We start from the raw sequence: 21,216 nt of genomic DNA on the forward strand, positions 1-21,216 counted from the left end.
TCTCATAATTGGATAATTGAATCATGTTCTTCAAGGAATAGCGCCGCTGCCCCAACAATTCCGGCTTCCTTTCCAAACGTTGACGGTACAATTTTGCAGCTCTGTGGTGTGAAATGCTCTACAATTTCAATTAACGAATGCTTATAATCCTCAAATGACTCGCTTACACCACCTCCTATAATGACGAGATCTGGATCAAATAAAGACACATAATTAGCGATCCCAAACCCTAAATGTTCGATTGCTTTTTCAACCACTTCACTCGCAACCTTGTCCCCTTTTTTCCAACTAATAAAAGCTTCTTTTGCCGTTAACGGCGTGTTCTTTATTTCAGAAAGTTTATGACCGATGGATGAACCACTTGCGACACTCTCAAGAAATCCATAGCCCTCATAAGTCGGATGATAGCTTTTCGCGCTTTGAAAATCTGTCACTAAATATCCCATCTCACCCGCACTGTAACGACTGCCTCGAAACAGTTTTCCGTTAATAATCATCCCACTGCCTATTCCTGTACCTATCGCGATAAAAATAAGATTTTGTAGCGACTTTCCGGCACCAAGCCACTGCTCACCAAGAACGCTCGTATTGACGTCATTTTCAACATAGATTGGAAACGGAAAGTACTCACTCGCTATTTTCCGAACGGGATACCGCTTCCAACGTAAGCTAGGGGCATCCAATACAATGCCATGTTCCACGTTCGTTACACCTGGGACACCAATTCCCATCCCAAGGATTTTCTCATTACTTAACTGTAAATCATGAAGCATACTATTTACGTCTCTTTGTAAGCGCTTAAACAAATCTTTTTCAAGGTATTCACTTGTGGAAAATTCCCGATAAGCATGAACCTCTCCGTTTAAACATGTCACCCCAGAAGCTACTTTTGTGCCGCCGATATCGACGCCAATCACATAAGCTGCTTTAGGATTAAAAACGAGATGAACAGGCTTCCGTCCCCCACTAATCGTCGATTCACCCGGTCCTTTCTCCTCGATCCACCCCTCTTGTAACAATTGTTCAACGATCAGTGAAACAGAGGGTTTACTAATTTGAATCCTTTTGGAAATCTGCGAGCGAGAAATCGGTTCAAAATCGCGAATACACGTCAACACAAGTTGTTTATTTATATTTTTGATAGATGCGGCATCGCCCTTTTGCATAAATGTGTACTCCTTTATAAATGATAAAAAACAAGCAGAAACATCCTTAGTTAGTTAAGGTTACTTACTAACGATTACTTTCATTTATAAAGGCTGATCAGAAAAATGTAAAATACTGTTTATGCCCTTTCTTACAAACTGAGAGTTATTTTGCTCAATAATGCTTCTAATTGCTATCTTTTAATATAAATTTAGAAAATTTTATTTATTTTGTTAAATTGTGACTATATGACTATCCAAACAGTACAAAAGTAGGTTCCATTTATTGGATTTATCTGCTTATAATGGTTTTAAGTTAGTTATATTCTGTTACTAACTAAATTCATTCAGGAGACGAAGGAGGATTTATTTGAAGAACCTGGGGAAGATTTTATTATCGTTGGTTTTGATCCTTTCTGCCTTTGGAACAAGCTCCATTAGTTTTGCAGAAGAGTCATCTACACAGGATGCAAACTTAGCATTGTGGGAATCTGTCGTTCCATTAACAACCACAGCAAGTTTCATGAATACGGGTGCCCATCCTGATGACGAGCGGAGTCATTTCCTCGCTTATTTATCAAGAGGGCAAGGCGTGGACACGTCCTTTCTACTCTCCACTCGTGGCCAGGGTGGTCAAAATGAAATCGGCAGCGAGCTTGGCGATGGACTAGGTATCATTCGCACAAACGAACTGCAAGCTTCATCGAAAGTCCTTGGAATCGAAACGTTTTTCTTAAACGAAGATTTTGAAGACAGCATCAAAGACTTTGGCTTCTCTAAAACACCTGAAGAAACGCTGAACAAATGGGGAGAAACGGAAACCTACGAACGACTCATTCACGACATCCGAACATTTAAACCAGACATCATTATGCCCTCTTTTCGCAACGTTGACTCCCAGCATGGTCATCACCGCGCCATGACATTGCTTACCCAAAAAGCATTTGAAGATGCAGCCGACTCTTCTGTCTTTCCTGAACAACTTGAAGATGGCTTAACCACCTGGCAAGTAAAGAAACTCTACCTCCCTGCTGAAACAGAAGAACAAACTACAACTTCTATCCAAATCGGAATCTATGACGAACACTATGACATGACTTACCCGCAACTTGGTGAAAAAGCGCGTTACTTACATGAATCCCAAGGAATGGGAAGAGATGTTGGAGATGGCCCAGAAACCGTAAATCTACAGCTAGTTAAATCAACAGTTGGCGATATTCCGGAACAGGAAGAAAGCATCTACGAAAACATTCCCTATGATTTCACGGATTACGCTAACACCCTTTCAAAAGGCGGCAATAAATACAAACAAAAGCTGATCCATCTCCAAAAGGATCTTGAAAAGGTGAAAAGTGCCTATCCAAACCACGAGAACGTACTTACTCAAGCTGAAAATGCGTACAAGAAGCTTCAAAAGCTCATGAAGCAGATGGAGAAAGACAACAAGCTATCTGATGATTTAAGAAACACTCTAAATCATAAGCTTCAAGTAAAAGAAGAACAGCTAACAAACACGATGTTTACAGCTGCACAGTTGGAAGTAGATGTTGAGGTTGCCGATCCACAACTAACACCGGATGATACAACAAATGTAAGCGTTTCGATTACGAATAATGGCACATCTAAAATCAACGATCTATCCTCTACCCTTTCCATTCCAGAAGACTGGGTCGTAAACGGACAGCATCATTCTTCCTCTTTAACACCGGGAGATCAGGTAAAGTTTGATTATAATGTAAAAGCTACGTCAAGAAACTATTATGATGCCTACACACCGGATGCGATAAAAGCAAATATTCGTTTTAAGGTGAAAGGACAAACTGTTACAAAAGCCTTCACTCCAAAAGAACGCGTTGCCCTACTACCAGAGGTATCTGTGAAACCTTCTCCTGAAAACTTAGTGATTAACACAAAAGACATTGAAGAAAACGTTACGATGAATGTAGAAGTGGAAAAATTTGCGGAAGTTGCTCTTGAAACAGACGTCTCCCTTCAGTTACCAGAAGGATGGACAGCTGAACCTGAATCGCAGGAAGTTTCATTTGGATCTGATGAACAAATGAAAACCATTTCGTTTACACTAACGCCTCCACAAAATGTAGAAGAAGGCGAATTCCAGATCGTTCCGCAAGCTCAGATTGGAAACGAAACACTTAGTAAAAACGTCCAAATCATTCAGTACGATCATATTGGCACAAACTATTATGTATCAGATGCCGCGGTTAACGGCGTAGCCTTCCCGCTCGACTATCCTGAGGATCTTAAAATCGGATATGTCGATAGCGGATTTGATAAGGTGGCAGATCAGTTGTCGAATGTAGGCATGGATATTACCCAATTAACCGAGCAGGACTTAGCATCAGGAGATCTCTCTCAATACGATACGATCGTCACTGGAATCAGAGCGTATCTTTCAAGAGAAGACTTGCTACAGCATAACGAGCGCTTACTCGAATACGTCAACAATGGCGGTCACCTTGTCGTGCAATACAACAAACCATGGGATAACTGGGACACGAACACTACCGCACCATATGAACTAGAAATCGGACAGCCCTCGATCGAGTGGCGCGTCACCGATGAAGATGCTCCAATTAACGTATTAAAGCCAGAAGCGACAATCTTTAATTATCCAAACAAGATTAAGCAATCAGACTGGGATGGCTGGGTTCAAGAAAGAGGCCTCTACTTCCCAATGAACTGGTCAGATGAATTTGAAACGTACGTTAGCGTCGCCGATCCAGGGGAAGAGGCATTTGAAGGCGGAATTTTGAAAGCAGACTATGGTGAAGGAACGTACATTTATACAAACCTAGTCTGGTACCGTCAAATTCAGAATCAGGTACCTGGTGGGTATCGTATTTTTACTAACTTGGTTAGTTATCCTTATTATGAGGAGTAAGGTAAATAGAGGAACCGCCTGGAGATTTTCCAGGCGGTTTTTTTATCGTAATTAGCTGTATCGAATTTTTTGAACTCAATACTAGTCTAGCTTTTATTATTGCTCTAATCCTGCTATCCCGAAGCCCCCGGCTCCAGAATGAGTCGAAATCATACCGCCTGCTTGGATCCATCTTATATTTTGGAATCCATGTTCTTTCGCAACCTCATCCATCCGCTGCTTGATCCTTTCATCGAGTCCGATGGAGTAGATAAAATAAAGCTGCTCTTGATCGATGTTGAATTCATTTAAGTAATCCCTCAAAAGTTTTTCACTAGCTCCACTCATTTTCCCGCGGTACTTCTTTGTAGACATCAGCTTTCCATCCTTCAACTCGATGCATGGCTTTATTTTCAACAAAGCTCCAATCAGTGAAGCCATATTGCTTACCCGTCCTCCCGCTTTAAGAAAATCAAGGCTGCCTGGGATGAAAGCGAGCCTTGATTTAGGAACGATTGCCTCTATTTTTTCAACTAAGCGCTCCGGTTCCATGTCCGGTTCTTTTTGTAGAAACTTAGCTGCGTACAACACAATCGCAGCTAATCCTCCAGTAACGTTCAATGCATCAATGAGAAAAATGTCTTCAAATTCTTCCGCAGCAATGACAGCATTTTGAAAAGAAGAAGACGCTTTTGATGTATAACCAATATGTACAATGATGCAGTCTGGGGAATTTTCTCTTATAGTCGAAAAAAACGCTTGATACTCATGAGCATTTGTAGAGGTAGTAGAAGGGATTTTCTTCGTGCGTTCGTAATAGTCATAAATATCCTGGACCGGCAATGAACCGTCTAAATAATCCTTACCATCCATAATGATGTGCATGGGAACGACTTGAATATCGTACTTTTCAGCCAAGTCACCCGGTACGTCGGCGCCGCTTTCGGTCGATAAGATAATCCTTCGCATTCTATTTCCCCCTTGGTTATATTTAGGTCCGTCTACACTTTTCCTGCATTATGCTTTAACTATACAGGAGAAACCGTATTAGCATTGTGATAACTTTTATTTTCCGGACTTTTAATGCACAATTCGGGGGTTTTAATACGACTGCTAGTGTTGAGAATCTGTGATAACCGGCATCTATTAACTAAATCTAAAACCACTAAAGTTATATAAAAAAGACCCGATCCTCAAAATGGAGTCAGACCCTTCTGTTATTCAGCTATAAAGAATCGTGAGGGAGATTTCAGTGATGCTTCGCCCATTCATTTTTTGATGACTTACCCAGCATTTCAATATGAAAATAACTCCCAAGCTCCTTTTCCACTGATTCTGCTCGATAACTTTTACTTTAATTTAAAAACCTAAGGTGATGGTCGCTTATCCTTTACTATTTTAATGTTCCGATGTTTCCTTTACCATTGTCTACGGTTAAGGAGTAATCATCGTCTCTTACCGAAGCGTAAAAAATATGCTTTATATTTGAAACCCCAGCTGCTTTGATTTCTTTTAATAACCATTCTTTATCTTTATGAATGAGTTCTAAATTTCTATATTGTATTTTCCCCTCAATGACAACTGCAATAGGAAGACCACTATAATCAACATGACAATTTAAAATTTTTGGTGTCACAGGCATGGACTCTTCCTTTGGAAGTACACTTATTTCTCCATTTGGTTCAAGAATAGCGTATTGAATATTGGTCACGTCAGCATAGCCTTTACTTCTTATACTTGATAATAGTTCTGACAAAGAAAAGCGACTTTTTTTCAGATTCATTTTAATTAACTTGCCATGCTTTATTAAAATCGTTGGTTCTCCAATTACAAATCGATTGAGGTGCTTGTAAAGACTTAATTTTGATAGTGATATATGTATGATAATGACAATCGCAATCCCAATTAATGCTTGAGTAATCCCTTCGACTTTGATTGCTTTAATCGCTATGGTTACAATAAAAAATAAGGCTGTTAAATCATGTGGGGTAAATTGAGCTAAGGCTGATTTCCCCATAGATCTTATAACCACAATGGTTACTAAAAACAATATGAGTACTGTTCCGATAAACGAGAGCATATAGACACCTCTTTAGATAAGCCAGTTATGAAAAAACAACTAAAAATAGACTTGTTATAAATCAATCCTACAGATAAATGATTCATTCGTTTCCATACATCGTCCATGTCTCTCATATTGTTACCATCTTTGTCCACAAACTTTCCATTTCCAAGACTATAATTTTGAAAATGTGAAGGAAGGGAAACTTCATATTGTGGAAAATTATTCCTTTAAAAAGTTCTCAGGAATATTTTATTGCTACGTGGAAGACGTTATCCTCAATTAGACAGCGCTACATGGAAAAAGATGCCTGAGCCTTGATACGCTACTAAACTAACGTTTCGGGCTCAGGCACCCAATCCACGCAAATGGTTCTTTAACTGATCGTATTTACCAAGGTAGCTTGGAGTCCTTTATTTCTTCTGCCCAAATACCCTTTAACTCGTTGATCATTTCTATTGATAAACTACCTTCGGATGCAGTTACATTCTGGTTGAATTGTTGATTATCTTTGGCTCCAGGGATAATGGTAGACACCTCTTGATAAGAAAGAATAAATTGCAGTGCTGCTTGTGCCATTGAAATATCATTTCCCAGAATAAGACGAACTTGTTTCACTAACCTACCTCTTTGTTCAATTTCTTCTGCACTCCATCTGCTTCTAATTCCGCTAAATCTACTATTCCTATCATACTTTCCTGTCAGCCAGCCGGAATCAAGAGGAACCTTGGTAATCACGCCAACCCCTTGACGTTCAGCTGATTGTATCGCAGCCGCTGGTTCTTGATGAAAGATATTGAACATAACCTCAATAACCTGACTGTCCGTTTTATTTAATAGTTCATCCATCTCTACTCCAGTATCTACCGAAGCTCCATAAGTTCTGATCTTCCCTTGCTTCTTTAGTTTTTCCAGCACTTCAAACTGCGGGCTGTTTCCATTAAGTGTTGAGAATGGTGGGTTATGAAGAAGTAGACTATCAAGATAATCGGTATGTAACCTTCGCAAACTATCTTCTACTGATCTCATCAATTTTTCAGGTTCGAAGTTTTGTTCACCATTCGAATGATGTCCACATTTACTGCTAATGACCACCTGGTCTCTTTTTCCTTCAAAAGCTTTTCCAAGCAGTTCTTCGCTTTTCCCAGCTCCATAGTTAGGAGCAGTATCAAAGAAATTACACCCGGAATCCATCGCGTTCCTCACTAAATGTATCGCTTCATCCTCTGTCATCTTTCCCCAGTCTTTTTCATTACCTAATTGCCATGCTCCAAATCCAACTTCGGAGACTTTTATTCCTGTATTTCCTAGGTTCCGTTGTTTCATGAGATAGTTCCTCCTTTTCCTCATTCATCCTTTTGTTGGAAGGTGAATGTTTACTTAAGATTTTAGTAGGTCTAACAGAGAGTATATGATGTCTGTGAAATTCTCCTATGACAACCTAAGTTTATTTTAACAATTTAAGCTAATGTTACCTATTATCTGATAGTTTTCTAGATTGTTATACAATGGCCTGGTTAATCTAGATTAACCAGGCCATTGTAGCAATCATTCAACGTTAGGTATGATAGGGGTAATTTAAAAGAAAAAAATAAAAGAGCTTGGGTTAAATTCCAAGCTCTTTTTCACTCACGTTGTCAAGTTCTAACTTTATTCATTATTTCATCGTAGTCCAAAATATCAGGTCTAAGGTTATTATCTGAATCAGAATTAAGTTCATTTATTCTAATATCTTTCTCAAATAAAAATCTCTTATGATAGATTAAGTTTGCTCCTTTTATTATCTTATTCATGGTATATGTGTCTGACAAAGCTCCAATAAATCCACCAATGACAGGTACCGCTTTTTTTCCAGTTTCTTTGCTCATTTTTTTACCAATCTGTTCAAGTAGATTTTTAAATATGCCTGCTTCTACTCCTTCTTTACCCGCTTTTTCCAATGCTTTTTTGGCTTGGGCATTTGCTAAAGCTCGTATCTGAACATATAGTAATTCAGACCCACCTTTTTGAGCCATTTTTTCGTATGATAATTTCGTTAATGACTCTTTTAAGGCTGTAACGTTTGTAGCAAACATCATCCTACTAACTATTGATCCAAGGTTCTGTGCTTCTGACGCTATATGGGGAGATAGACATTCAATTGTTACACTGGATGCAAATTCTAACTCACTTGGGTCATCAACAACATCGTAGCCATAGTATAATCCCACAGCTTGAACAGTTCTATAATACATAAATAAGGTATAGGCTAGGTTAAATGGTACACCCCATAAACCAAATAATCCTGTTAGCCCTCCCCCTACAAATGCCGTAGGTAAATCAAACATTTTCCTCCTGTTGATTACATTCTTTTCAATGTAATAACTTCTTAGTTCACGTATTCCATCAAATTGATCAATCTGGATATCTTCCTTACTTAAGGATTTTATTACTTGCTTTTTACTTAAAGTGTATCTTGCAGAATTTTCATTTACGACCCCAAAACCCTTACCAGCACTTACCATAACCTTTTTAATTACCACCAAATCACTCGCACTTTTAATAGCATCAGATGTGATTTCCTTCACTTTTTCTGGTAAGTATTCAGATACTTTATCTTTTGTGTTTATTAAATGTGTTTGCAAAGGACTCGGCTGTATGAATTCCTCGTATTTCTTTGTAAGAGTTTCTAATAGATCTATCTCTTTTTGATTTAAAGATGTGAAGTTAACATCACACATTTCATATACTCCTCTCAATCATGGATACCACCAGTATTAAGAAAGGTAGTATTAAAAAATCAACCTATGTTTTTACAACACTTGCATAATTTAATAACTGAATCTGACCATTAATATGTTGATTTCGACAGTTTTATACCCCCCCCTTAGGGACAGAGAGGGCAGATTAACCGTCCTAACGATGAATTAATAAACCATAATGCACAGAAAAATTTCTTGCGTAATCAAAATCAAAGCGACTAGTATTTGTGGTAGTAATAATCAAAACGTCAACTATTACAACTATATCTGGCGGGGCGAGGAACCTGTTTCCCTTACTGAATCCTCAATAATATTGATTACATGACTAGCAAATTCTTTAGTAAGTTGAATTTTATCAGCCCCAAAATTTAAAGCCCCCAGAGTTTTTCCTTGATTGTTTTTTGTAATTGGTAGTGTTGCATTATATAAAGACTGAATAGAAGAAATAGTATTATTAAACGTATTCCATCTTTCGCTATATTCGGGACAGAGGTTTTTGGCTTTTACTTCCCACGGCCATCTACTAGACGTTCCCTCCAAAAAATATGGACCTTCTATAACCTCAAAATATCCCAATAGCTTTGCGGTTCCCACACCATAACAGATTAAAATATCTCCCTCTCTTACTGCAGTAGGTTTTCGTTTAGAAAAGTGAAGTTCCTGTATATCTGGTGATAATTTTCTATCTTCAGAAAAAGGATTGTCCGATACTCCTACAGGCTTAATAAAATATCGTTTATCAGACGTAACTGTATTCTTTTGTTTATTAAGTATATCGCTAACACTTAAACTTATTTTTGGTTCTCTAGGCTTAGGAGACGCCTGTAAAAAGGCATCTATCCTTTTTATTATTTCTTCTAATTCTTTGTTAGATAAAATTTTACTTTCAACACTATTGATTTCACTAATTAACTTTAATAGTTGACTATTATCGTCAATTAAAACTCCCCACTCATGATTAGTTTCTAATCCGTAATTAGTAAAATTTGCAGAAGTAATTATACCTTTTAAGGGTGCTCCGGAATTTAATGATATGTATATTTTTCCATGCAATTTATTGTCAATAGAGACGCAGTAACCAATACTATTTTTTTGACAATTCATGCAAAAGGAATAGAGTGAGTTTGATTTTTTTAATAAATCGGGATCATTATCTTTTAGGGTTGTTGTCAATGAAATATGTTTAATATCCAAATCTTTTAATTGACTAAAAAAATCATCAAATGATTCCATTAAGAACGGACTTACTATTTGAAGCTCATCAGCATTTAAAAGAATATATTTAATTTCATTGTAATGATTAGAATAAATATTATTTAAAAGTTTCATTCCCTCACCTCACATAGGCATGTAATATTTCACATATATAAGTATATATCATTCCCATTTCCATAATTAGTAATATAAAACTCAGGAACGGAGAAAAAGGTAGACCTTCCCAACAATGAATTGATAAACCATTCATGGTGTAATTCCTACGAAGCAGAATTATAGTGGTTGGAATGTGCGTTAGTAAAACTCAAAAACGTAATATATTTTAGACACATTGGGAGGTGCAAGGAACCTGTCCCTACTGTATCCATGATAAAGCCGTTGCTGAAGCGATGTTAAAGGTTATTAAAAATGAATTTGTGAATGATTGCCCATTTTAAAAAACAAGCACAACTCGATATTGAACTTTTTGATTATGTGCATAAATTATGTAATAGTCTCTTTAGTAGCATTACGCACAAAAACCCTTTTATTTTCTAATGAACTAAAGAAAGGGATAGCATTACTTTTAACTGGATGTTCAACTTTGTATAAGCTAATATTATTTAAAAGTTTGAGATCCATAAACGAAAAAGGTGAATCTATCTCCTCAAATAGATAGAAGTTTCCTTGCTTTGAATTACAATGCTCACAATACTGCTGTGCATTCTTCTTTTTTGCAAGGTTAACACACTCTTGTGCTATAGGATGGTTTATTGATTCCAAGACTTGAACTGTTTCATCGGTTAATGCGGATAATGGGGAGAAGAAAGGTTCGTATTCATCATGCCATACGTTAACCTCTATTTCTTTTGAATCAATAATATATGAATCTGGCATTAAGTTTTGATAGTTATCATATAGCATTCCTAATACTCTATTGTTTTTTTTACATTTCCAGCAACGCCTAACCGATTCAGCTAAATAAAATCTCGTAGCAAACAAAGAATAGTCTTCCTCATAATTTAACCATTTACAAAATTCTTCATTATCTACTATCTCTCCTTCAATATACCAACGTCTTCTCTCTCGATGCCATCTTGCTCCATAACTTTTAGCAACTTCTTTTTCCTTATAAGGGACGTTTAAATAATATCTTTTCTTATCTTTATATTGAACATTTTCAGTAATATTTTTTTTATGCAATTTTCCAATGAATTTTTTAAACAAAAACTCATCCCCTTATTTAATCTAGGATTAAAAACCTTTAATTCTTCAATCCTACAGAAACTATTAGAATAAAATGACCTCCAAAGGGATTTTTATAATATTTGTAGAATTGAAAGATTTAAATTACACTAATACACCTACTCGTTAGAATCAATTAGACGAATGCCAAATCTCATTTTCTCTCTTCGATAAATGGTCTTTATACTTTCCAAAATCTCTATGGTCCTTTCATTGATATCATCATCAACAAATGGAAATATAACCTCTTTCCAAGTTTGGTTATTTAACTGGTAATACATCTGAAATACTTCCAAGCCGAAGTTCTGAATTTGGACATATTTTTCTATTGGATTTACTATTAAAACTAAATCTTTACTTTTTGTAGCATAGATTTTTTCTTTTTGATTCTTTATACCAAATATCAGAAAAGTCTCAAGCATTGATATTATTTCTTTTTCAACTAAAGTTACTATCAATATATAAACACCACTCTTCTAAATAAGATGTTAATACTAAAAATGGAATTATTTGATATAATAAACTGGAGAATGTTTATAAAAAAATCGCAAAATAATTTAAGTATTTTAGTTAGGATCAACCCTTACGACTATAGTATCTTCATGAAGCCACGTAAAATCTCCAACAACATACCTACCATCAACACTTGTATGATTAATTGTAGCAGCAAAAGAAGTACCTATCCTTCTTCCTCTTTCTAATTTGAAAACTACATCCGTACCGTCTATTTTAAACAATTGCCCCTTTTTAGTTAAATACTCCTTCAATTCTTTCGGAGTTACAGATTCCTCCTCCCCGTAATGCTTCTCTAGATCGCTATCTAAAAATGTAGATGAAGAATATTCAAAAAAGCTTTTAATGCTGATTGCTTCTATCTGTTCAGCAAATGTAAAAACCTCATTTTCCATTCCTGAATCTATTAATTGCAATATCTTATTCCTTTTCTCCCTGTATTCAGGGGTATTAACTTTCCTTTTTACCTTGACTGATACCTCAATAAGCTCAAGAGCATACTTTTTTATTTCTTGGATACTGTTTTTTCTTTCAAAGCTCATAAGATTATCACTCCTGTTGGAATAGAACCTAGAGAACCGTTCTAGTGATTTTTAGACAGTTGAATGTTTTACTTTTAATTTTGGTTTTTAATGTTACTTAGTTAAAATACGTGTTCAAAAGTAGGGTATTGGCTCTAACTCCTTTTTTAGATACAACGGATGTCTCGGATGGTTTCCACTTATGGTTTTCTTAATACACTTAGGATTGAAATTTCTTAGTAGCTCGATAGTTTCTGAACTTCTATTTTGTATCGTACAATGCTTTTCTCCCCAAGCAAAAACAAGGAGATCTGATTGCTCAACAGCACCTAATATATAATCATTATTATTTTCTCCAACTGGTGAGGAATGGCTTTTTAATAGATTTGGGTCTGTTGAGATTAAGGCAAATAAGTTTACTATTTTCATCCCTCCGTACCCCCAGGATTTTGTGAAATCCACGCACCTATTAAGTGTTCGGTCACAAACTTTTAAATCAGCATAACTTGGATTTAGCATTATGAAAGTTACGGAACCTTTTTCCTTGTTCCAAGAACATGTTAATTGATATCGATAAGTACCTGACGGATCAAACTCTGCACTAACTTTTTCTTGATTAGTCCAATAGCGACACCCTGGTTTCGAAATCAATTCGACATCCTCCTTTAAATTCACAATTACATTTCCACAGGTGCTCTCCTACTTAGTTAATTTCAATTCGTGCCTGCAAAACTCCTTTCAAATCGCTAACAATTGGAAAAATTGAACATTATAAAGTTCAGAATTAATGATTCCATTAAAAAAACGCCAGGATATATCATATCCAAGCGTCTTTAAGATAATGACAATTATTAATCTAATGTTCATCTAATAGGATTGGGCTTTTTCAATCCCCAACTCTTCCAACTTCGTCCACAAACTTTCCATGGATTTGGTTTTGTCGAAATAGTACTCTCTTCCTCTCAGCCTCCAAAACTTCCAACCAATACGTTCTAGATCATATTGACGTTGCATGTCTTCTTCCCATTTTTCAGGACCATGCCATCTCTCGCCATCACATTCAACTGCAAGTCGATCTCTGATTCCTTCAATGACTAAATCAATGCGATATTTACCAACTTTTACTTGTGGCTGTACTTTATACCCTTTCGCTACAATCATGCGGAGTACTTCAACCTCAAAAGGCGAATCGCATAGCTCTTCCAGGTTCTCCACAACATCATTTACCCTTGTAGGGTTCTTGCAATAACTTAGTAATTGATACCGGTAGCAATCTTTCTTTAAGTCATCTAACTCAACTGAGTGATACAATCTCATTTGGTTTTTAGCGCGACTGGCAGCTACGTTAAACGTTTGCTGTTGGTCTTTCTTGGTCATCGCAACAAATCTTCTATTACCCGCTACAACCATTGATAAGAACACGATATCTCTTTCGTCTCCTTGAAGACTATAGGCATTACCACAAATGATTTTCCTCTTAACAAATTCTTTTTCGGATACTTTTTCGCGAATTTTATTCTCAATCAGAGCTGCTTGTTTATTTCCTTGTAGTGCTATTACACCAATCGTCTGATTTTCAAATTGCGGATCGGTAACGATAGCTTGAATGTCTTCTACAATTTTATCTGCTTCGGGAACATTAACGAGAATATTTCCTTCTGAGGCATACCCATCCTGCACTTTTATTGCCTTGACTGGTGGATCTACTTTTTCTTTTTCAAAAGGTAATCTTAAAGGAACCATCTGCCCGCCATAACTAAGGTCATTAGAATACTGAATAATCTCTGGAACACATCTAAAATGCTCTTTTAACATTAATCTACCGCTCTTAGGGAAAATTTGATCCGCTATTTCATACAACGAAATTTTATGATCAAATAATCGCTTGTTCGGCACTCCTTCTAAATAACGTTGAATTAATTCTTCAATATCAGAGTCCTTTGTACCAATTCCATAAGGACTGATTTGTTCGTCATCTCCTACCACTACAATCTTTTCACCGCGTAACAGAACAGGAACTGACATAATATCGCATTGACTGCTTTCATCAAAAATGATCACATCAAACTTTTCGTTGTAAACAGGAAAGTTTTCAATGACTTGATTGACTGGCATTATCCATACGGGAATCGCTGATTGAGCATTTTCCATTTCCTTACGTGCATCAGCAAGGTAGCGTTTGTTGTTTCCCGTACCTTTCCCATATCGCTTAATGAAATTTTTCCATGCGACCAACGCTCGCTTTTGTGATTCAGTGATCCGGTTAATTTGGTTTAACCAAGTAGAATTCGAGACAATTTGAGTAATTAATTTCTTTTGATATTCCTGCTCTACCTTAATACTATTTTCTATCCGTTCGGCTTCGAACTCCTGATTTTCAGTCATCCAATCGTACAACGATTTTAATTCCCAGGCCTTAATAGGATTTTGTGGAACTGGCAAATCCTTGTCTAGTAAGCTAATGATCATACTTGCCGTATTAGGAGCAAGATTCTGGAGCCGGCTCAACAGTAAATAAAATTGATTCACTTCATCTTTCTTGTTCATTAAACCATTTAGTTCATCTATAACTGATTCCCATCTTGTTTCATCTTTATCATGAAGAACGTCCAAGAAAGTTTGAACAATTGGATGAGTGGCTTTTTCATTTAAAAGTTTCTCTAATGTTTCAGTGTATACCGAGTATTCTTTTTCCCACTCTTGATAATTTAGAACGTCAAAGAGATAGCTAATTTTTGTATCCAAATCACTGTAGAGTCCGAAGTCCAACCAGTTTTCATTAGGTAACGCTAAACGACTTGTTGTTTGTTTAAATGTCTCAATTAGCTTTCCTAATCGAATTGTTTTCTCATAAGAAACTATTTCTTTATCGATCGAGTTGAAGAGACGTTTATCCTCAGCATCAATGAGTTGTCCATTGACCTCGTCAAGATTAGCATTCCATGTCCGTACAGCTTCTTCTTTCTTTTTCGTTAATAGAAGATATTGCTGCAAGATGTCGATTTCTTCTATTGCTCTGATAGGCTGACCATTTAATATTGGAGTTTGCCATAAGTATTTGGCACTCTTTCCTTTCGATAAAGCAAATAGAGCATTTGGCTTCTTGTTCTCTCTTAGTCGTTCACCATAGACATAGATGTCCGCTTCTAATTCGAAGTAGAGTTTATCAGGTAGCTTAATATCATGGCTAATGATGGTATTGTAGATGGAAACCATTTCGTTATTTATTGCTTTCATACCATCGAGAAATGAAATCCACCGCTCTTTTCTTGTTTCTCCCGCTAATACATCTTCCAGTATCTTTTGATGGGGTGTATCTTCTTTAAAACATTCCTTATATTCAAGAATGCTAGAAGTCTCTTTTTGAAATTGCTCAGCATACTCTCTTTCATTAGGAAATTGCATTTTTTCTGTATGCAAAATGGCCGTATCATGATGATGTTTTAAGTCTTTTCCAAGTGATAACCACTTTTTCATCTCTTCCGGACTTTTTAACAATTGAACATCAGGAAGAATCGAATCTTTTAAATAGAGATCTCCATCCTTCAATCTTCCTCTAAGATCCCAAAGCGACTTAAATTCATCTTCTGATAATGGGAAATCGGTATTCAATGTTACTTTATCCCGTATCCATTGATAATCTAATTTTTCTTCTATCAACATTTGAGCTACATCCGCTTTGGAAATTGAATTACCTTTATACTCAATTTCAGTTTTTTCGCTTTTACTATATTCTAAAAGCTGGTGTTTGAATTTCGCTTCATTTCTTCTACTTTTGTCTAAATCTTCTTTACTCCTTGCAATTTCAATTTCTAACTTTTCAGTAGAAGTGTTTCCTAGCTTTTCAGAAATCGTCCGAATCGATTTTTCAATTTCTCTAAGGGAGTCTCTCCCTCCACCAAGTACTGAAACACATAAATCACGGATCTCTTCAGGAATTTTATCCTTAAGGACTTTTAAAGGATTCTCTTTTTGACTTGTTATGAGTATTTTCTTTCCATGTGCCAATAAATGAGAAACGATGTTTGCGATTGTATGCGTCTTGCCCGTACCAGGAGGACCTTGCACGGTTAAACCGTAGTTAGACGATAGTCTTCTAGCAATTTCTTTTTGTTCCTCGTTTGCAGCTAATGGGAAATATAAATCTGTCGCTACTTTATCCCATTTAAAGCTATTTATTTCTTGATCAACCCTTACTTCATTTCCAACAATAGAGTCAATTGTTGCGGGAACTTTATAGTCTTCTTCTTGCATCGTCTCAATAATCTGTTCCAAATCATTCTTAAGTACCTGGTTATCCTTCCGTCTGAGAATAAGGACATATTCATTCAGATGGGCAACAGCATCTTTAGATGGATGTATCGGTTCATCTTGTACAGCTATTCGTCCACTCGCGTCAATCAACTGCATAAATTGTTGCGATAAATCCTTTACATCTTCCTCAAATACATCTCTGTATCGGGCTTGCTTCCCAATATTTTGTATCTCTTCCATGTTAGGAAGAGATATCCCACTTAGTGTGTTTAATTCAAGCTTATACCCCTGATTAGTTGGCGTTACTGTAATGATTCCTTGTTCGGTGTCTAACTCAATATCCAATTTAGTTGTGAACAAAGGATGATGGATGGAACCAACTTCGTGTTTCCAAGTAAAAATGGTTTCCCCTAACAGGAATTCAAGACCTTCTCCTTCTTTCTGAAAATCCTGATTAATTTTAAAGAATAATTCATATAGAGATTGAACTTTTTTCATTCGTTTCACTTCAGCCGCCCAATCATTCCACTCTTCCAACCACTCATTAAAAAGACTTAATCGTTTAGAGTCTTCATCAAAACGGACTTCTATTTCTTCCGTTCCCTGAATCATCACTTTAGGGGCTGGCATCTGAGGGGGCTTATCTTCTTTATTATAGGAGTATGTAACCCACTCTCGAATGGATGCATCAGGACGAGGAGGAGTTAAAATCGATTCTGTAAATTTCTGTCGATGAATTTCGAGAATTGCTGCTTTATCCTCTCCCTCTCCTAATACGTAAACCCCATCTCCATAATCTTCAAGGGAAGATCTCGTCCAATTTTTTTCATATTCTTTATAATCGCGAACAACATTAAATCGCAGATTATTTACGGCTAACAAATACTCAAATAGTTGTCTTGCTTTGTCACTCAATTTACTGCACCTCTTTATATATTCATAAGGTAAATATATCACATTGTATGTATGTTTATGGAAATTCAAGTACATAAAGATGAGTTTGTTAACTAAATGAAAAAACTTCAAAAAAGTTTACTAAATAGGTGCAGTAAACTTTTTTTGAAATTAATAGAGTATGCTCATAATAACTAAGGATTAGAAGTCTGTCAGATACCTTCTTTTCTTCTTACATCATACTTACATTTTCACAATTATGGTCTTGAGAATGAATCAATCACCCACAATTTTTATTCCTTTGTCACTTAACCCAACGAATACTCCATACTTCTTCATACCTTAATCATGAAAAACGTCCCTGCTCATTATATACACCTTTATAATATCCATAAAATTGAAAATTTTTTACACAAATATTCCAATTATTTGGTATAATGATATCAAACCCTGCGTAGTTTCTTGCGGAGGGAGGGGTTATTCATGGCTAAAACTGGACAAGGCAAGAAAATTGTCACAGTAAAATCGCATACCAAAAAAGTAGGCGGTAAAACTGTTAAAGTCCCTGGTCACAAACGTTCTACGCCTAACTAATTCTCTCCTGAATCAGGTCAAACTTTCCGAAGCGCAGGGTTGATAATTAAATTAAAAAATCGACAACAGTCTTCCATTTTTCTTTTTCTTCATACCATTCTTCAAACCATTCCTTCTCATGTAAAAATAGTGATAAATCAAGTAATGAAGCTAAATCATCTGGGTGGATAATTTTATTACTTTCAATTAATTCATTCCTTTTACACTTCAAATATTCACCATTGTTATTTAGACCGGTAACTAGAATTGTAACTATATCTATGGTGTTGAATTCTGTTATAAACCCTGTTATTTTCTCCTGATTACATACTGTATGAACCCAATCACCTATAATCATGATGATTCCGGAACCCCTTTCATTTATAAAACTTATTCATTCTCTACTCGTATTAATATGTAAAGTGGGAGGAGGTGATACAAAATGGCATATCAAATTACCCATATACGCTTATCCGAAACTTACACATCTTCAGTTGAAAAGATAACATCAGTTAAACTCTCCGATGGGACTGTAGAGTCAAAAGCACAAGTAGTCAAATACATCGATCAGAATATGGAGTATTTTTACACTCAATCCGACAATTCTAAAGCAATCGTTGAGACAGTTCATCCTGTAGGAAGAGATCCTTATATTCGTACTAAAAGGAACAGTTCTACAACAGATAACTTGCTGAGTTTACCGAAGTTCTAATTCCTATTGGCCTGTTAATTCAGGCCTAGTAATCAAGTGAGTCGCTTTCTTTTTGCTTATAATGCTCTAACTTACTTAGATTGTATACATTAATTCGAAATAAGAGGATTAAGAATCAAATAGGACCCCACATTGATTCTTATAATGAATGAAATAGATAAAAAAAACCGCTGGATATCCAAACGGTTTTCTTTAGTAATTAACTGTAATCAGAGGACGGGGCTAGAGATTCATTGTCAATTAATTTTCATCATTTACTCAGCTTTTTATCCGATGAATGCTCCAATATCCTTGATTCTATACTAATGTAGAATCATGAGAACCGTCCCCACGATTCTATCTGTAAGACCCACCTTTGATATTAAATGTAGTAGAGTGGTGAACAATTCGATCTAACATGGCCGTAGCCAGCACATCGTCACCAAAAATCTTTCCCCATTCTACGTAAGACTTGTTTGAAGTTAAGATCATAGCTCCTTGTTCGTACCTTTTTGATATGATTTGAAACAGGGTATGAGCACTTACCTCATCGAAGGCAAAATAGCCTATTTCATCCATAATAAGAAGATCTGGACGACAGTAACGCTTGATAATACGTTGGATAAGTCCTTCTTTATGTGCCTTCCGGCACTCACTGATAAAATCATTCGCAGTAATGAAAAGAGCAGTGTGGCCTTGAGTTAACGCTTCTAGAGCCATAGATATTGCTAAGTGAGTTTTACCTACTCCGGGTGGTCCAAGTAGAATGATGTTTTCTCCATTATGGATATACCTTCCTGTCAGAACTTCGTTCACTCGTTTTGGATCTAAGCTCGGTTGAAAAGGAAAGTCAAAGTCATGTATGGTTTTCACATATGGTAACCTTGCTTTTTTAATACGTTTCTCTAATTCTAATTGCTCCTTATATTCAATTTCATTGGACAAAAGAGTGTATAGAAACTCGGAATATGATACATTATTTTTAGATGAATCTTCTAAAAGACCATCTAGTTGGTCAGCAGTGTATGACCAACCTAAAAGCTTTAAGCGTTCAACTAGATTGTCGGTGTTCATGATGGATCACCACTTTCCAGTTGATCATAGATTTGAAGAGAACGTTGTTCTACTTCAATTTCTTTCGTGGACTGTAAATGACTCTGGGTCGGCAAACCTTCGGAGGTCATTTTCAGTCCTTTATAATGTTCAATTTGAATATGATCTTTCGCTTTTCCTTTCATGAGGGGATGTCTAGCTATGCATTCATAGGCATCATAGATTTCTAAGTGATGATTAAGTGTTTGTTTTATTTTGAGCTCTTGCCCTACGTACCGGAAAGGTACGGAGTATCGATTTCCTTGATAGGAGATGAAACAATCTTTACTCACTGACCGGATTTCCCAATGACTTATAGGAAACAAAGGTTTACTATTCGACTTTGCCAGATACTTTTGCTCATGTTGAAAACGTGTTTCTGGTGGGACTTGAGTCGTTTGATGAACCTTACGGTTGGCTGTTTGATCAAGCCAAGTTCTAACTTCTTTGTTTAAGCCTTCTAACGTTTTCGAGTGTCTACGCTGCAGGAAGTTCTTCTTAACGTAACCAACTACATTTTCAACCTTACCCTTGGTTTGAGGTCTATATGGTTTGCAGGCTTTCGGTGCAATGCCATAGTAAGCTAGGAACTCCTCAAATTTTTGATTAAATCGTATTTCTACTGGACTATGTTTGATAACAGCTGTCTTCATATTGTCATAGAGTATTTGCTCTGGAACCCCATTGAAATAGGCAAAAGCATTCATATGACACTTCATTAATGTTTCTAGATTCATGCTGTCTGTAAACTCTACATACTTCATACGAGAATAGCTTAATACCATAGTGAAAGCATAAACTTCTTTCTCCTCTCCATTTACTTCATATTTGCCAATCTCTCCCCAATCCATTTGAGCCTGTTTACCAGGAGAGGTTTCGTATCGAACAATCGCTTGCTTTTTAGGACTTGTACGGTATGGCCTTACAAAGTCTCTAAGAATAGTCATCTTACCCTCATACCCTAATGCTTCTATCTCATCAAACAACACTGAACAGTTTGTCGTTCCTTCTTTTATTCTCGTTTTAAGATACTCTTTATACGGATCTAATTTACTTTCCGAAGTGGCTTGGCTGCTCTTCCTTTTAGGTATCTCATCACTTTTTATGTACTTTCGTATAGTCTTGGGATCAAACCCGGTTTCGTCAGAAATCGCCGTTATTGACCAACCTTTTTGAAAAAGTTCTCTAATCATAAAAAATTCCCCAGTCTGGACCATCACTCTACACTCCATGTCTAAAAGTTATATAGAATGATTATCCGTTATTAGTGGGGAATTTGGTACCGTTGTTATAAGGGATTTTATCACCGTTACTAACATGGTGCCCAGTCGCGTCAGAAAGCCGAAAGACAAAGCGAGTGTAGAAGGAACTGTCGGATACATATCAAGGCAGATCATTGCATCACTACGA

General features: G+C 36.4%; 16 protein-coding genes. 2 read left to right on the forward strand and 14 right to left on the reverse strand.

The annotated features are described in order from the left end of the window. Positions 1-2: 2 nt before the first annotated feature. Positions 3-1,166: an ROK family transcriptional regulator gene (locus Q4550_RS19650; RefSeq protein ID WP_303535403.1), complete on the reverse strand. Its 1,164-nt coding sequence runs from the start codon at positions 1,164-1,166 to the stop codon at positions 3-5. Positions 1,167-1,515: 349 nt separating this feature from the next. Here Q4550_RS19650 and Q4550_RS19655 point away from each other — a divergent pair, with 349 nt between their 5' ends. Beyond that, positions 1,516-4,047 (forward strand): PIG-L family deacetylase, encoded by a 2,532-nt coding sequence (locus tag Q4550_RS19655; protein WP_303535405.1) that lies wholly within the window; start codon positions 1,516-1,518, stop codon positions 4,045-4,047. Positions 4,048-4,143: 96 nt separating this feature from the next. Here Q4550_RS19655 and Q4550_RS19660 read toward each other — a convergent pair whose 3' ends face one another. From Q4550_RS19660 to Q4550_RS19710, 11 genes are all read right to left on the reverse strand, one after another. Further along, complete coding sequence (locus Q4550_RS19660; protein ID WP_303535406.1) at positions 4,144-4,995, reverse strand: DegV family protein; 852 nt, start codon at positions 4,993-4,995, stop codon at positions 4,144-4,146. Positions 4,996-5,419: 424 nt separating this feature from the next. Beyond that, the gene (locus tag Q4550_RS19665; RefSeq protein WP_303535407.1) at positions 5,420-6,106 is read right to left on the reverse strand and encodes a DUF421 domain-containing protein; all 687 of its coding nucleotides are present in this window, start codon (positions 6,104-6,106) and stop codon (positions 5,420-5,422) included. 372 nt (positions 6,107-6,478) lie between these two features. Then, positions 6,479-7,414: an aldo/keto reductase gene (locus tag Q4550_RS19670; RefSeq protein WP_303535408.1), complete on the reverse strand. Its 936-nt coding sequence runs from the start codon at positions 7,412-7,414 to the stop codon at positions 6,479-6,481. A 311-nt stretch (positions 7,415-7,725) separates the two neighbouring features. Continuing rightward, the gene (locus Q4550_RS19675) at positions 7,726-8,808 is read right to left on the reverse strand and encodes an EcsC family protein (RefSeq protein ID WP_303535410.1); all 1,083 of its coding nucleotides are present in this window, start codon (positions 8,806-8,808) and stop codon (positions 7,726-7,728) included. A 282-nt stretch (positions 8,809-9,090) separates the two neighbouring features. Further along, complete coding sequence (locus Q4550_RS19680; RefSeq protein WP_303535411.1) at positions 9,091-10,158, reverse strand: restriction endonuclease PLD domain-containing protein; 1,068 nt, start codon at positions 10,156-10,158, stop codon at positions 9,091-9,093. Between the two features lie 369 nt (positions 10,159-10,527). Beyond that, a complete protein-coding gene (locus Q4550_RS19685) occupies positions 10,528-11,250 on the reverse strand; it encodes a DUF5710 domain-containing protein (protein WP_303535413.1) in 723 nt (240 codons plus the stop codon). 137 nt (positions 11,251-11,387) lie between these two features. Next, the gene (locus tag Q4550_RS19690) at positions 11,388-11,726 is read right to left on the reverse strand and encodes a hypothetical protein (RefSeq protein WP_303535414.1); all 339 of its coding nucleotides are present in this window, start codon (positions 11,724-11,726) and stop codon (positions 11,388-11,390) included. 108 nt (positions 11,727-11,834) lie between these two features. Next, positions 11,835-12,323 carry a hypothetical protein gene (locus Q4550_RS19695; RefSeq protein ID WP_303535415.1) on the reverse strand — a complete coding sequence of 163 codons (489 nt, stop codon included), beginning with the start codon at positions 12,321-12,323 and terminating at the stop codon, positions 11,835-11,837. A 114-nt stretch (positions 12,324-12,437) separates the two neighbouring features. Further along, positions 12,438-12,953, reverse strand: a complete 516-nt coding sequence (locus Q4550_RS19700; protein WP_303535416.1) for a DUF1643 domain-containing protein — start codon at positions 12,951-12,953, stop codon at positions 12,438-12,440. Between the two features lie 216 nt (positions 12,954-13,169). After that, a complete protein-coding gene (locus Q4550_RS19705) occupies positions 13,170-17,471 on the reverse strand; it encodes an AAA domain-containing protein (RefSeq protein WP_303535418.1) in 4,302 nt (1,433 codons plus the stop codon). A 619-nt stretch (positions 17,472-18,090) separates the two neighbouring features. Continuing rightward, on the reverse strand, positions 18,091-18,381 hold the full coding sequence (locus tag Q4550_RS19710; protein WP_303535420.1) for a hypothetical protein: 291 nt from the start codon (positions 18,379-18,381) through the stop codon (positions 18,091-18,093). A gap of 84 nt (positions 18,382-18,465) precedes the next feature. On the opposite strand from Q4550_RS19710, the gene Q4550_RS19715 reads away from it, so the two are divergent. Next, positions 18,466-18,735, forward strand: a complete 270-nt coding sequence (locus Q4550_RS19715) for a DUF3892 domain-containing protein (RefSeq protein WP_303535421.1) — start codon at positions 18,466-18,468, stop codon at positions 18,733-18,735. Positions 18,736-19,071: 336 nt separating this feature from the next. Here the strand turns inward: Q4550_RS19715 and istB are convergent, their stop codons facing one another. After that, positions 19,072-19,788, reverse strand: a complete 717-nt coding sequence (gene istB / locus Q4550_RS19720; RefSeq protein WP_303535422.1) for an IS21-like element helper ATPase IstB — start codon at positions 19,786-19,788, stop codon at positions 19,072-19,074. Then, positions 19,785-21,023, reverse strand: a complete 1,239-nt coding sequence (gene istA, locus Q4550_RS19725) for an IS21 family transposase (protein WP_303535424.1) — start codon at positions 21,021-21,023, stop codon at positions 19,785-19,787. Before istA ends, istB begins: the two co-directional genes overlap by 4 nt. Between the last annotated feature and the right edge of the window lie 193 nt (positions 21,024-21,216).

The organism is Anaerobacillus sp. 1_MG-2023, from assembly GCF_030547345.1.
GTDB lineage: Bacteria > Bacillota > Bacilli > Bacillales > Guptibacillaceae > Guptibacillus > Guptibacillus hwajinpoensis_B.